Origin of the sequence: Acidovorax sp. PRC11, assembly GCF_031844105.1 — a bacterium.
In the GTDB taxonomy this organism is placed as follows: domain Bacteria; phylum Pseudomonadota; class Gammaproteobacteria; order Burkholderiales; family Burkholderiaceae_C; genus Paracidovorax.
Map to the genome: position 1 here is coordinate 218,152 of NZ_JAUZUQ010000004.1, position 13,415 is coordinate 231,566.

General features: G+C 68.5%; 10 protein-coding genes. 3 read left to right on the plus strand and 7 right to left on the minus strand.

Translation table 11 applies throughout. The features are described from left to right. Positions 1-7: 7 nt before the first annotated feature. The 7 genes from Q9R47_RS06625 to ugpB all read right to left on the minus strand — a co-directional run bounded on the left by Q9R47_RS06625 (position 8) and on the right by ugpB (position 7,278). Positions 8-1,612 carry a methyl-accepting chemotaxis protein gene (locus Q9R47_RS06625; protein WP_311232414.1) on the minus strand — a complete coding sequence of 535 codons (1,605 nt, stop codon included), beginning with the start codon at positions 1,610-1,612 and terminating at the stop codon, positions 8-10. 179 nt (positions 1,613-1,791) lie between these two features. Further along, a complete protein-coding gene (gene ugpQ / locus Q9R47_RS06630) occupies positions 1,792-2,577 on the minus strand; it encodes a glycerophosphodiester phosphodiesterase (RefSeq protein ID WP_311232415.1) in 786 nt (261 codons plus the stop codon). Next, positions 2,558-2,989 (minus strand): VOC family protein, encoded by a 432-nt coding sequence (locus Q9R47_RS06635; RefSeq protein WP_311232416.1) that lies wholly within the window; start codon positions 2,987-2,989, stop codon positions 2,558-2,560. Before Q9R47_RS06635 ends, ugpQ begins: the two co-directional genes overlap by 20 nt. A gap of 11 nt (positions 2,990-3,000) precedes the next feature. Then, entirely contained in the window at positions 3,001-4,017 is a 1,017-nt protein-coding gene (locus Q9R47_RS06640) for a sn-glycerol-3-phosphate import ATP-binding protein UgpC (protein WP_311232417.1), read from the minus strand. Between the two features lie 82 nt (positions 4,018-4,099). Then, entirely contained in the window at positions 4,100-4,951 is an 852-nt protein-coding gene (ugpE, locus tag Q9R47_RS06645) for a sn-glycerol-3-phosphate ABC transporter permease UgpE (protein WP_311232418.1), read from the minus strand. Position 4,952: 1 nt separating this feature from the next. Further along, entirely contained in the window at positions 4,953-5,834 is an 882-nt protein-coding gene (gene ugpA, locus Q9R47_RS06650) for a sn-glycerol-3-phosphate ABC transporter permease UgpA (protein WP_311232419.1), read from the minus strand. Between the two features lie 133 nt (positions 5,835-5,967). Next, positions 5,968-7,278 (minus strand): sn-glycerol-3-phosphate ABC transporter substrate-binding protein UgpB, encoded by a 1,311-nt coding sequence (ugpB, locus tag Q9R47_RS06655; protein ID WP_311232420.1) that lies wholly within the window; start codon positions 7,276-7,278, stop codon positions 5,968-5,970. Positions 7,279-7,603: 325 nt separating this feature from the next. Between ugpB and serA the strand changes: the two genes are divergently transcribed. The 3 genes from serA to Q9R47_RS06670 all read left to right on the plus strand — a co-directional run bounded on the left by serA (position 7,604) and on the right by Q9R47_RS06670 (position 13,390). After that, positions 7,604-8,836, plus strand: coding sequence for a phosphoglycerate dehydrogenase (serA, locus tag Q9R47_RS06660; RefSeq protein WP_311232421.1), 1,233 nt, complete (start codon positions 7,604-7,606; stop codon positions 8,834-8,836). A 148-nt stretch (positions 8,837-8,984) separates the two neighbouring features. After that, the gene (locus Q9R47_RS06665; protein WP_311232422.1) at positions 8,985-12,944 is read left to right on the plus strand and encodes an FAD/FMN-binding oxidoreductase; all 3,960 of its coding nucleotides are present in this window, start codon (positions 8,985-8,987) and stop codon (positions 12,942-12,944) included. Continuing rightward, positions 12,944-13,390: an HIT family protein gene (locus tag Q9R47_RS06670; RefSeq protein WP_311232423.1), complete on the plus strand. Its 447-nt coding sequence runs from the start codon at positions 12,944-12,946 to the stop codon at positions 13,388-13,390. The genes Q9R47_RS06665 and Q9R47_RS06670 overlap by 1 nt, the downstream gene beginning before the upstream one ends. The last annotated feature ends 25 nt before the right edge of the window (positions 13,391-13,415 follow it).

Below are 13,415 nucleotides of genomic sequence, written 5' to 3' on the forward strand. Positions count from 1 at the left end.
AAGGGTATCACCGCGCGGCCAGCGCTCGCATCGGCGGGGCGGCGGGCGGGTGGTCCCCCGGTGCGGGATCGCGCGGCAGGCGGAAGACGGCCACCGCATCCACCAGGCTCTGCGCCTGGCGGCGCATGTGGCTGGCGGCGGCGGCCATTTCTTCCACCAGCGCAGCGTTCTGCTGGGTGGTCTGGTCGATGCTCCCGACGGCGCTGCTGATCTGCGCCACGCCGGTGCTCTGCTCGCCGCTGGCGGCGGTGATGTCGCTGACGATGCCGGCGACGCCGCGGATGGCGCCGACGATCTCGCCCATCGTGCTGCCGGCGGCATCCACCAGCGCGGTGCCGCTCTGCACGCGGCCCACGCTGTCGCCGATCAGCGCCTTGATCTCGCGGGCCGCCTCGGCGCTGCGTCCCGCCAGGCTGCGCACCTCGCTGGCCACCACCGCGAAGCCGCGGCCCTGGTCGCCCGCGCGGGCGGCCTCGACGGCGGCATTCAGTGCCAGGATGTTGGTCTGGAAGGCGATGGAGTCGATCACGCCGATGATGTCGGCGATCTTCTGCGAACTGTGCTGTATGCCCTGCATGGTATGGACCACGTCGGCCACCACGGCACCGCCGCGCACCGCCACGTCGCTCGCGGCCTGCGCCAGCCGGTGGGCCTGCACCGCATGCTCGGCATTCTGGCTGACCTTGCCGCTCAGCTGGCCCGTGGCCGCCGCCGTCTGCTGCAGTGCGGCGGCCTGCTGTTCCGTGCGGTCGCTCAGGTCCTGGTTGCCCTGCGCGATTTCGGCACTGGCCGTGAGCACGCGCTCCGAGGTCTGCCGCACGCTGTCCACCACGGCGCACAGGCTCGCCTGCATGCTGGCCAGCGACCGCATCACGGTGGCCACTTCGTCCAGGCCCCGCACGTCGATGGGCAGCGTGAGGTCGCCCCGCGCCACCGCGTCGGCCACCAGGGCCGCGCGCCGCAGGGAGCGGGCGATGCCGCGGACCAGCGCCAGGCCGAAGAGCGCCGCCAGCAGCACGCCGGCCGCGATCGCTCCCCCGAGAACGGCGCGCAGGGTGTCGTAACGGGCCACCGCTCCGGCATAGTCCTGTTCCGCGAGCCGCCGGCTGAGATCCACCGCCGAGGCGATGTTCCTGTCCAGCGGTTCGTAGAGCGCATCGAACTTGCGCACCGCCAGCACGCGGACGGCGGCGATGTCGGAGTCCTTCAGGGCGGAGAGGGCCGGGCCCAGGCCTTCCTGCATGATCTTCTGGCGCTGCTCGCCCAACCGCTGCACGGACGCGTGCAGCTCCGGCTCCAGCGGCAGTGCCTGGATCCGGGTCCAGAGCTGGTCGGAGCGGAGAACGTTCTCCCGCGCCTCCCGGAGCGCCTGCTCGACTTTTTCGGGGGCGGGCGAGAGCAGGGCGCCCGACACGAGCTGCCGGTTGCGCGCCGTCAGGTAGCGCAGGTCGTTGATCGCGATCTGCGCCGTCAGCCGCTCCCGGTACATCGACTCGAGCGCGTCATTGGTCCGGGCGATGCCCAGCAGGCCGACCGCCCCCACCGCCACCAGCAGCGCCGACAACCCGCCCAGCAGCCACAGCAGCCGCGTGGAAATCTTGAAATTCCGCATAACCTCGCCCCCTGGTCCATCTTGTAAGTGGATGTGACATTTCGCCCAGCGGGAGCGATTGTGTCCTCGGGAGCGGCCGGGAATGGCGTCGATGGGTGCCCTGTCCGGGTAAACGGGGGTGTGTTTTTCGGCGCGATGCGATCGTGATTTCGGTATGCCTGCACGCAGCGCAGGCGGCCCTAATCCATCGCCGGGCTGAACCGGTCCACCCGGTCGGTGATGATGCCGTCGGTGCCGAGGTCGATCAGGCGCTGCGCGGCCCATTCGTCGTTCACCGTGTAGCTGAGCGCCCGCAGGCCGGCGGCCTGCACCGCGGCGACGTGTTCGGCCGTCCAGAGCGCATGGTTGCAGACCACGGCCGCGCAGCCCAGCTGGCGGGCGGTGTCGAGCCAGCCGTCCGGCAGGCTGTCGAGCAGCAGGCCGCGCGGCAGCAGCGGCGCCGCGTCGCGCGCACCGGTGAGGGCCGCGACCTTGAACGAGGTGAGCAGCGGCGGCACCGCGGCCTGGTGCCACAGGCGCGCGGCGAGCGACGCCACGGCACGGCCGGTCTCCTCTTCGGTGCCCGGCGTGGGCTTGATCTCGATGTTCAGCAGGTAGCCGTTGGCGAGGCAGAAGCGCGCGGCGTTCTCCAGCGTGGGCAGCGGCTCGCCGGCCCATTCGCGGGAGTGCCAGCCGCCCGCATCGAGCTGCGACAGCTCGCTCCACGGGCGCTCGCCGGCCGTGCCGCGGCCGGAGGTGGTGCGGTCGAGCGTGCTGTCGTGCAGGAGGAAGGGCACGCCGTCGCTGCTCAGCTTGGCGTCGCATTCGAACATGCGAAAGCCGTGGTGCGCGCCCAGGCGGAAGGCCGCCAGGGTGTTCTCGGGCGCGAGCTTGCCGGCGCCGCGGTGCGCGATCCAGCGCGGATAGGGCCAGGCGGATGCGGATGTGGACGCGGATGCGGACGTGTCAGGGGAGGGTGCTGTCATGGCGGTGGTCGGGGGAGGGTTCACGGGGCTCCCCGAATTTGAGCAGGTTGCCGTGCGGATCGATGACGTACAGCTCGCGCATGCCCCAGGCGCGCTCCACCGGCGCCTCGGACGCCAGGCTGCGGCGCGTGAATTCGGCATGCAGCGCGCGCACGTCGCCGCGCAGGTAGCAGGAGGTGTTCTCGGCGATGCGGCGCTCGCCGCAGAGCCAGAAGTGCAGCTCGCAGCCGTCGCGTGCGGCGATCAGGTAGTCGGCCGTGCGCAGGGCGATGGCGAAGCCCAGGCGGTCCGCGTAGAACGCGGCGCTCTCGTCCAGGTCGAGCGACGCCAGCACAGGGACGGTGGCGCGCAGCAGCGCGGCGGCTGCCCCAGGTTCGGGCAGGGACGTGGACCCGGACGCAGGCGCCGACATGCGCGCGCGGATCAGAGCCGCTTGCCGCTGGCCGCGTCAAACCAGTGCAGGCGCGATTCGCGCGGGGCGACGCGCAGGATCTGGTCGGGCTGCGGATGGTGCGCGCCTTCCTCGATGCGCACGATGACCCCCTCGTCGCCGTTGCCGGACTGCAGGCGGCCGTAGACCAGGCGCTCGGCGCCCAGCAGTTCCACGGTTTCCACGCGCAGCTCCCAGCCGGTGTCGGCGATGTCGAGGTGCTCCGGCCGGATGCCGAGCACGGTGCCCTGGCGGCCGCCCGGCGCGTTCTTCAGCAGGTTCATGGGCGGCGAGCCGATGAAGCTGGCGACGAAGGTGGAGGCGGGCGTGTGGTAGACCTCTTCGGGCGTGCCGAACTGCTCCATCACGCCGCCGTTCATCACGATCATGCGCTGCGCGAGCGTCATGGCCTCGACCTGGTCGTGCGTGACGAACAGGCTGGTGATGCCGAGTTCGCGGTGCAGCTTCTGGATCTCCAGGCGGGTCTGCGCGCGCAGCTTGGCGTCGAGGTTGGAGAGCGGCTCGTCGAACAGGAACACCTGGGGCTGGCGCACGATCGCGCGGCCCATGGCGACGCGCTGGCGCTGGCCGCCGGAGAGCTCGCGCGGCTTGCGTTCGAGCAGGTGGCCGAGTTCGAGGATCTTCGCCGCCTTGTCCACGCGGGCGCGGATCTCGTCCTTCGGCACCTTGGCGATCTTCAGGCCATAGGCCATGTTCTCGAAGTTCGTCATGTGCGGATAGAGCGCGTAGTTCTGGAACACCATCGCGATGTCGCGCTGGGCCGGCTCCAGGTCGTTGACCACGCGGCCGCCGATGTCGATCTCGCCGCCGGAAATCTCTTCCAGGCCGGCGACCATGCGCAGCAGGGTCGATTTGCCGCAGCCCGAGGGGCCGACGATGACGATGAACTCGCCGTCCTGGATTTCGGCGTTCACGCCGTGGATGACCTGGTTGGCCTTGGGGCCGTGGCCGTAGCGCTTGATGACGTTGCGCAGGGAAAGGGATGCCATAGTGCGGAGGAATCGGTTAGCGGGTGGCGAAATGGGCGCGGAGCGGGCGGGGGGGGAGTGCGGAGACGGGCGATGCGCCCGCTTATTTCTCGGTGTCCACCAGGCCCTTCACGAACCATTTCTGCATCAGGATCACCACGAAGGCGGGCGGCAGCATCGCGAGGATGGCGGTGGCCATGACGATGTTCCATTCGTTCTGGCCGTCGCCCCCGGCGATCATGCGCTTGATGCCGATCACCACCGGGTACATGTCTTCGCTGGTGGTCGCCAGCAGCGGCCAGAGGTACTGGTTCCAGCCGTAGATGAACTGGATCACGAACAGCGCGGCGATGGAGGTGCGCGAGAGCGGCACCAGCACGTCCTTGAAGAAGCGCAGCGGGCCGGCGCCGTCGATGCGCGCGGCCTCCACGAGTTCGTCGGGCACCGTCAGGAAGAACTGCCGGAACAGGAACGTGGCAGTGGCCGAGGCGATCAGCGGCACCGTGAGGCCCGCGTAGCTGTTGAGCATGCCCAGATCGGACACCACCTGGTAGGTCGGCCCGATGCGCACTTCCACCGGCAGCATCAGCGTGACGAAGATCAGCCAGAAGCACAGGCCCTTGAAGGGGAAGCGGAAGTACACGATGGCGAAGGCCGACATCAGCGAGATGGCGATCTTGCCGAAGGTGATGACCATGGCCGAGACGAAGCTCACCCACATCATGCGCGCCACGGGGGCGGTGGAGCCCGCGCCCTGGTCGCGGCCGAACAGCGCGGCGGAGTAGGTCTCCCAGAAGTGCCCGCCCGGCAGCAGCGGCATGGGCGCCTGCACGATCTCCTGGGCGGTGTGGGTGGATGCCACGAAGGCGAGGTAGAGCGGGAACGCCACGATGGCGACCCCCAGGACCATGATGAAGTGCGCGAGCAGGCCGCGCGTGAGGCTGCGTTCTACCATCTCAGTATTGAACCTTTTTCTCGACGTAGCGGAACTGCACGACGGTGAGCGCCACCACGATGAGCATCAGCACCACCGACTGCGCGGCCGAGCCGCCCAGGTCCATGGCCTTGAAGCCGTCGTAGTAGACCTTGTAGACCAGGATGGCCGTGTCCTTGCCGGGGCCGCCCTGGGTGGCGGCGTCCACGATGGCGAAGGTGTCGAAGAACGCGTACACCACGTTGATCACCAGCAGGAAGAACGTGGTGGGCGAGAGCAGCGGGAACTGCACGCTCCAGAACCGGCGCCAGGGCCCGGCGCCGTCGATGGCCGCGGCCTCGATCAGCGATTTCGGGATGGACTGCAGGCCGGCCAGGAAGAACAGGAAGTTGTAGGAGATCTGCTTCCACACGGAGGCCATCACGATCAGCGCCATGGCCTGGCCCGAGTTGAGCAGGTGGTTCCAGTCGATGCCGAACGTGCCGAGCGCGTACGACACCACGCCGAGCGACGGCGAGAACATGAAGACCCACAGCACGGCCGCCACGGCGGGCGCCACGGCGTAGGGCAGGATCAGCATGGTCTTGTAGAACATCGCACCCTTGGCGATGCGGTCGGCGAACACCGCCAGCAGCAGCGACAGCACGATGCCCGAACCGGCCACGAGCACCGAGAACATCGCCGTCGTCTTGAACGACTCGATGTAGCCCGGATCATCGAACAGGCGCTTGAAGTTCTCCAGCCCCACCCATTCCGTGGAGGTGCCGAAGGCGTCCTGCATCTGCATCGACTGCACGAGCGCCTGGCTGGCCGGCCAGAAGAAGAAGACCAGGATGATCGCCATCTGCGGGGCGATGAGCAGCCAGGGCAGCCAGGTGGATTGGAATCGGACGCGTTTTTCCATGGGGATGCGCGGGTTCCTGGTCGTGCGCCTTCAGGGGCGCACCGCAGGGGGTGAAAAGGAAGAAAAAACCCTCCCCGCTCAGCGGGGAGGGCCGGGTGCCAGGGGTGGGGGCCGGCCGGGCCGGCCCGCGCGATCAGCCCTTGTTGGCCTTCTGGAAGCGCTCCAGCTGTTCGTTGCCGCGCTTCACGATGGCTTCGAGCGCCTCCTTGGCGGTCTTCTTGCCGGACCAGACCTGTTCGAGTTCCTCGTCCTCGATGGCGCGGATCTGCACGTAGTTGCCCAGGCGGATGCCGCGGCTCTTGTCGGTCACCTTGCGGATCATCTGCGTCACGGCGACGTCGGTGCCCGGGTGCTCCTTGTAGAAGCCGGACTTCTCGGTCAGCTCGTAGGCGGCCGTCGTCACGGGCAGGTAGCCGGTGCGCTTGTGGCTGGCCGACTGCACTTCGGGCGTCGAGATGAACTTGAAGAACTCGGCCACCCCCTTGTACTCGGCGGGCTTCTTGCCGGCCATCACCCAGAGGCTGGCGCCGCCGATGACGGTGTTCTGCGGCGCGCCCTGCACGTCCGGGTAGTAGGGCAGGGGCGCGAGGCCGTAGGCGAACTTGGCGTTCTTGGCCACGTTGCCGTAGAAGCCCGACGACGTGTTGATCATCGCGCACTCGCCGGAGACGAAGCTCGCCTCGGGCACGTTGCCTCGGCCCTTGTAGACGAACAGGCCCTGCTTGGCCATGTTGGCCAGGTTCTCGATGTGGCGCACGTGCAGGGGCGAATCGACCTTCAGGCGCGCGTCGAGGCCCTGCAGGCCGTTGGCCTTGCTCGCGAACTCGACGTTGTGCCAGGCCGAGAAGCTCTCGACCTGCGTCCAGTTCTGCCAGGCCGTGGTGAACGGGCACTTGTGCCCGGAGGCCTTGAGCTTGGCGGCCGCGTTGACCACTTCGGGCCAGGTGGCGGGCGCCTTGTCGGTGGGCAGGCCGGCGGCCTTGAAGGCGTCCTTGTTGAAGTAGAAGATGGTGGTGGAGCTGTTGAACGGGAAGCTCAGCATCTGGCCGTTGGGGGCCGTGTAGTAACCGGCCACGGCGGGGATGTAGGCCTTGGGATCGAACGGCGCGCCGGCGTCCTGCATCACCTTGCCCACGGGCACGATCGCGCCCTTGCTGGCCATCATCGTGGCGGTGCCCACTTCGAACACCTGCAGGATGTGCGGCGCGTTGCCGGCGCGGAAGGCGGCGATGGAGGCGGTCATGGACTCGTCGTAGGTGCCCTTGTAGGTGGGCACGATCTTGTAGTCCTTCTGGCTCTCGTTGAACTGCTTGGCCAGGTCGTTGACCCATTCGCCGTTCACGGCCGTCATGGAATGCCACCACTGGATCTCGGTCTGGGCCTGGGCGGAAGCGCAAGCGGAAGCGGCGATGGCGGCGGCCAGCGCCAGGTGCTTGAATCGCATGGGGAAAACTCCTCAAAGAATGGCGGAATGAAACGGCGCATGTTATGCACCGTTCATGTCATCGGCATGTCGTTGTCGCATACAACGGCCATTCCGCAGATCGGTAACTTCCCGGGACGGGAGGTCGTGTGTGGCGGAATTGTGTCCGTTTTGTGACGAAATCTTGTGAATGTGCGTCACGCCGGTGACGCACATTCCGCATGCCGGATCGGAGAACCCGCCAAGTGCAGGGTTTTTTCCCATTGCACAATGGAATGCGATCTGCGTCGCGCAGGCGTTCGCGGGCCCCTTCCGCTCATCCTTTCCTTTTCCTCCTCGCCAATCCATGACCAAGACGACATCGCTGGACAAGAGCAAGATCAAGTTCCTCCTGCTGGAGGGCGTGCACCCTTCCGCCCTCGACGTGCTGCGCGGAGCGGGCTACACGCAGATCGAGACCCTGCCGGGCGCGCTGGACGGCGAGGAGCTCAAGCGCCGGATCGCGGACGTGCATTTCCTGGGCATCCGCTCGCGCACCCAGCTGACGGCGGACGTGTTCGCGCATGCGCACAAGCTGGTGGCCGTGGGGGCCTTCTGCATCGGCACCAACCAGATCGATCTGGACGCGGCGCGCGAGCGCGGCATCGCGGTGTTCAATGCGCCGTACTCCAACACCCGCTCGGTGGCGGAACTGGTGCTGGCCGAGGCCATCCTGCTGCTGCGCGGCGTGCCCGAGAAGAATGCCGTGGCGCACCGCGGCGGCTGGCTCAAGAGCGCGGAGAACGCCTACGAGATCCGCGGCAAGACGCTGGGCATCGTGGGCTACGGCTCGATCGGCACGCAGCTGTCGGTGCTGGCCGAGGCGCTGGGCATGCACGTGGTGTTCCACGACGTGGTCAGCAAGCTGCCGCTGGGCAACGCCCGCCAGGCGCCCTCGCTGCAGGCGCTGCTCGCGCAGAGCGACATCGTGACCCTGCACGTGCCCGAGCTGCCCTCCACGCAGTGGATGATCGGGCCCGACGAGATCGCGGGCATGAAGCCGGGTGCGATCCTGATCAACGCGGCGCGCGGCACCGTGGTGCGCATCGAGGCCCTGGCCGACGCGATCCGCGACAAGCGCCTGCTGGGCGCGGCCATCGACGTGTTCCCGGTGGAGCCGCGCAGCAACAAGGACGAATTCACCTCGCCGCTGCGCGGGCTGGACAACGTCATCCTCACGCCGCACATCGGTGGCTCCACGATGGAGGCGCAGGCCAACATCGGGCTGGAGGTGGCCGAGAAGCTCGTGAAGTACAGCGACAACGGCACCTCGACCTCGTCGGTGAACTTCCCCGAGGTGGCGCTGCCGGCGCACCCGGGCAAGCACCGCATCCTGCACATCCACCGCAACGTGCCGGGCGTGCTGTCGGCCATCAACCAGGTGTTCGCCGACAACCAGATCAACATCGCCGCCCAGTACCTGCAGACCAACGAAAAGGTGGGCTACGTGGTGATCGACATCGATGCCCAGTCGTCGGAGCTGGCGCAGGACAAGCTCGCCACCGTGCCGGGCACGATCCGCAGCCGCGTGCTGTTCTGAGCGGGCGCCCGGCCGCCGCGGCGGCCGCAGCCGCGGCGCGGGCAGGGCCGGAGGCGGGCCGCCCCGGCAGGCGGCGGGGCGCTGGCGTAAAATCGCCGGCCCCGAGGCACGAGGGGCGCGCCGCCTGCGCCCGACCCAGGTCCACCCCATGAATGTTCCGATAGCGCTGGCCGCCCTGCAGGCCCAGTCCGCCGAGCCCACCCGCCTGCGCGAGATTCCCTACAACTACACCTCGTTTTCCGACCGGGAAATCGTCATCCGGCTGCTGGGCTCCGCCTCCTGGGATGTGCTGGACCAGCTGCGCCGCGAGCGCCGCACCGGCCGCTCGGCGCGCATGCTCTACGAGGTGCTGGGCGACATCTGGGTCGTGCAGCGCAACCCCTACCTGCAGGATGACCTGCTGGACAACCCCGACCGCCGCAAGGCGCTGGTGGATGCGCTGCAGCACCGGCTCGCCGAGATCGGCAAGCGCCGCACCCCGGGCGAAGACGAGGAGCGCGACCGCCTGGTGGGCCAGCTGGTGGAGTCCGCCCGCCGCGCCATCGCCGAATTCGACGCCACCTTCGTGGAGGCCGCGCAGCTGCGCCGCCAGGTGCAGAAGCGCCTGGGCCGCCACACGGCCAAGGACAACATCAAGTTCGACGGCCTCTCGCGCGTCTCGCACGTGACGGACGCGACCGACTGGCGCGTCGAATACCCGTTCGTGGTGCTCACGCCCGACACCGAGGCCGAGATGGCCGCGCTGGTGAAGGCCTGCATCGAGCTGGAACTCACCATCATCCCGCGCGGGGGCGGCACCGGCTACACCGGCGGCGCGATCCCGCTCACGTGGCGCAGTGCCGTCATCAACACCGAGAAGCTCGAAGCCATGACGGAGGTGGAGATGCGCCGCCTGCCGGGCATGGACCGCGAGGTGGGCACCATCTGGACCGAGGCCGGCGTGGTCACCCAGCGCGTGGCCGACGCGGCCGAGCGCGCGGGCTTCGTCTTTGCCGTGGATCCGACCAGCGCCGAGGCTTCGTGCATCGGCGGCAACATCGCCATGAACGCGGGCGGCAAGAAGGCCGTGCTCTGGGGCACGGCGCTGGACAACCTGGTCAGCTGGCGCATGGTGACGCCCGATGCGCAGTGGCTGGAGGTCACGCGCCTGGACCACAACATGGGCAAGATCCACGACGTGGAGACGGCCACCTTCGAGCTGCAGTACTTCGAGGCCGACGGCAGGACGCCGATCCGCACCGAACGGCTGGCCATTCCCGGCCGCACCTTCCGCAAGGAGGGCCTGGGCAAGGACGTGACGGACAAGTTCCTCTCCGGCCTGCCTGGCATCCAGAAGGAAGGCTGCGACGGCCTCATCACCAGCGCGCGCTGGGTGGTGCACCGCATGCCGGCGCACACGCGCACCGTGTGCCTGGAGTTCTTCGGCAACGCCAAGGACGCCGTGCCCTCGATCGTCGAGATCAAGGACTTCATGTTCGCCGAGCAGAAGCGCTCGGGCGTGCTGCTGGCCGGTCTGGAACACCTGGACGACCGTTATCTGAAGGCCGTGGGCTACGCCACCAAGAGCAAGAAGCACGGCGGCGGCCTGCCCAAGATGGTGCTGTTCGGCGACATCGCGGGCGACGATGCCGACGCCGTGGCGCGCGTGACCAGCGAAGTGGTGCGCATCGCCAATTCGCGCGCGGGCGAGGGCTTCATCGCCATCAGCCCCGAGGCGCGCAAGAAGTTCTGGCTGGACCGCAAGCGCACGGCCGCCATCAGCCGCCACACCAACGCCTTCAAGATCAACGAAGACGTGGTGATCCCGCTGCCGCGCATGGCCGAATACACCGACGGCATCGAGCGCATCAACATCGAGCTGTCGCTGCGCAACAAGCTCAAGCTGTGCGACGCGCTGGAGGAATTCCTGCTGCGCGGCAACCTGCCGCTGGGCCGCCAGGACGATGCGCACGAGATCCCTTCCGCCGAACTGCTGGAAGACCGCGTGGCCCAGGCCGTGGCGCTGGTGGGCGGAGTGCGCGACCTGTGGGCCGGCTGGCTGCAGGACGTGGCCGCGCTGTTCCCGCAGCTGCAGGACCACACGCTGCGCGCGAGCTGGAAGACGCAGCTGCGCGAGCCGCTCTCGAAGATCTTCCCCGGAGCGTCCTTCCAGCCCATCATGGACGAGATGCAGGCCATCCACCAGCGCGTGCTCAAGGGCCGCGTGTGGGTGGCGCTGCACATGCACGCGGGCGACGGCAACGTGCACACCAACATCCCCGTCAACAGCGACGACTACGACATGCTGCAGACGGCGCACGAGGCGGTCGAGCGCATCATGGTGCTGGCGCGCAGCCTGGACGGCGTGATCTCCGGCGAGCACGGCATCGGCATCACCAAGCTGGAGTTCCTGACCGACGAGGAGCTGCGACCGTTCGCCGACTACAAGCAGCGCGTGGACCCGCAGGGCCGCTTCAACAAGGGCAAGCTGCTGCGCCACCAGGAGCCGCCGGTGCCGCCGGGGCAGGGCGCGCGCGCCGACGCGGCCGTGCATGCGCGCCGCTCGCTGATGTTCGCGGACCTGACCAATGCGTACACGCCGAGCTTCGGCCTGATGGGGCACGAATCGCTCATCATGCAGCAGAGCGACATCGGTGCCATCGCCGATTCGGTCAAGGACTGCCTGCGCTGCGGCAAGTGCAAACCGGTGTGCGCCACCCACGTGCCGCGCGCCAGCCTGCTCTACAGCCCGCGCAACAAGATCCTGGCGACCTCGCTGCTGGTCGAGGCCTTCCTGTACGAGGAGCAGACGCGCCGCGGCGTGTCGATCAAGCACTGGCAGGAGTTCGAGGACGTGGCCGACCACTGCACCGTCTGCCACAAGTGCTACACGCCGTGTCCGGTGAAGATCGACTTCGGCGACGTGACGATGAACATGCGCAACCTGCTGCGCAAGATGGGCAAGAAGAGCTTCCGGCCCGGCAACAAGCTGGCCATGGCGATGCTGAACGCCACCAATCCCGACACCATCAAGCTGATGCGTTCGGCGATGGTGGACGTGGGCTTCAAGGCGCAGCGCGCGGTGGTCGATCTGGCGCGCGCCGTGGGCCGGCGCCAGACCGCGCACCCGCCGGCCACGGTGGGCACCGCGCCCATCAAGGAACAGGTGATCCACTTCGTCAACAAGAAGCTGCCGGGCGGGCTGCCGAAGAAGACGGCGCGCGCGCTGCTGGACATCGAGGACAAGAACTACGTGCCCATCATCCGCAACCCGGCCGCCACCACGGCCGAGACGGAGGCGGTGTTCTACTTCCCCGGCTGCGGATCGGAGCGCCTGTTCAGCCAGGTGGGCCTCGCCACCCAGGCGATGCTCTGGCATGCGGGCGTGCAGACCGTGCTGCCGCCGGGGTACCTGTGCTGCGGCTATCCGCAGCGCGGCAGCGGCCAGTTCGACAAGGCCGAGAAGATGATCACCGACAACCGGGTGCTCTTCCACCGCGTGGCGAACACGCTGAACTACCTGGATATCAAGACCGTGGTGGTGAGCTGCGGCACCTGCTACGACCAGCTGCAGGGCTACCAGTTCGACAAGATCTTCCCGGGCTGCCGCATCATCGACATCCATGAATACCTGCTGGAAAAGGGAATCACCCTGGGTGATTCCCTTTCGGCGGACGCCGCAGGCGGCAGCCAAAAGGGCCGTGCCTACCTCTACCACGAGCCCTGCCACAACCCGATGAAGCTGCAGGACTCGGTGAAGACCGTGAAGGCGCTCGTCGGCCCGCAGGTGACCAAGAGCGACCGCTGCTGCGGCGAATCCGGCACGCTGGGCGTGACGCGGCCCGACATCTCCACGCAGGTGCGCTTCCGCAAGGAGGAGGAGATCCGCAAGGGCGAGGCCGCGCTGCGCGCGAGCGGCGCCGTGGGCGCGCAGGACAACGTGAAGATCCTCACCAGCTGCCCGAGCTGCCTGCAGGGCCTGAACCGCTACCAGGACGACCTGCAGAACGGCCTGCTCGAAGCCGACTACATCGTCGTCGAGATGGCGCGCGAAATCCTGGGCGAGAACTGGATGCCCGAGTACGTGCAGCGCGCCAACGCGGGCGGCATCGAGCGGGTGCTGGTCTGATGGCCCCGGCCTGCCCGCTCTGCGGCGGCGACGGCGGCACGCTGGTCTGGCGCGGGCCGCGCATGCGCGTGGTGCATGCCGCCGAGGAAGCCGAGCGCGGCTTCCCGGGCTTCTACCGCGTCATCTGGAATGCGCACGTGCCGGAGTTCTCGGATTTGGCCGAAGCCGACCGCGCGCACTGCATGGCGGCCGTGGCCGTGGTGGAGCAGGTCCTGCGCGAGCAGCTGCAGCCCGCGAAGATCAACCTCGCGGCCCTGGGCAACATGGTGCCGCACCTGCACTGGCACGTGATCGCCCGCTTCGCGTGGGACAGCCATTTCCCGGCGCCCGTCTGGGCGCCGCCCCAGCGCGAGCGCGATCCGGCGCAAGAGGCCGCCGTGCAGGCGCGCGGCGAATCCGTCGCGCGGCGGCTGCGCGAGCGCCTGGACCAGGCCGGCCTGGGCTGAGTCCACGCGCCGGGAGAGGGCACCG

What these genes read in the sequence shown, in the direction of transcription:
- Q9R47_RS06625 (WP_311232414.1), bottom strand. Translation starts at nt 1,612, where the DNA reads ATGCGGAATTTCAAGATTTCCACGCGGCTGCTGTGGCTGCTGGGCGGG.
- ugpQ (WP_311232415.1), bottom strand. Translation starts at nt 2,577, where the DNA reads ATGACAGCACCCTCCCCTGACACGTCCGCATCCGCGTCCACATCCGCA.
- Q9R47_RS06635 (WP_311232416.1), bottom strand. Translation starts at nt 2,989, where the DNA reads ATGTCGGCGCCTGCGTCCGGGTCCACGTCCCTGCCCGAACCTGGGGCA.
- Q9R47_RS06640 (WP_311232417.1), bottom strand. Translation starts at nt 4,017, where the DNA reads ATGGCATCCCTTTCCCTGCGCAACGTCATCAAGCGCTACGGCCACGGC.
- ugpE (WP_311232418.1), bottom strand. Translation starts at nt 4,951, where the DNA reads ATGGTAGAACGCAGCCTCACGCGCGGCCTGCTCGCGCACTTCATCATG.
- ugpA (WP_311232419.1), bottom strand. Translation starts at nt 5,834, where the DNA reads ATGGAAAAACGCGTCCGATTCCAATCCACCTGGCTGCCCTGGCTGCTC.
- ugpB (WP_311232420.1), bottom strand. Translation starts at nt 7,278, where the DNA reads ATGCGATTCAAGCACCTGGCGCTGGCCGCCGCCATCGCCGCTTCCGCT.
- serA (WP_311232421.1), top strand. Translation starts at nt 7,604, where the DNA reads ATGACCAAGACGACATCGCTGGACAAGAGCAAGATCAAGTTCCTCCTG.
- Q9R47_RS06665 (WP_311232422.1), top strand. Translation starts at nt 8,985, where the DNA reads ATGAATGTTCCGATAGCGCTGGCCGCCCTGCAGGCCCAGTCCGCCGAG.
- Q9R47_RS06670 (WP_311232423.1), top strand. Translation starts at nt 12,944, where the DNA reads ATGGCCCCGGCCTGCCCGCTCTGCGGCGGCGACGGCGGCACGCTGGTC.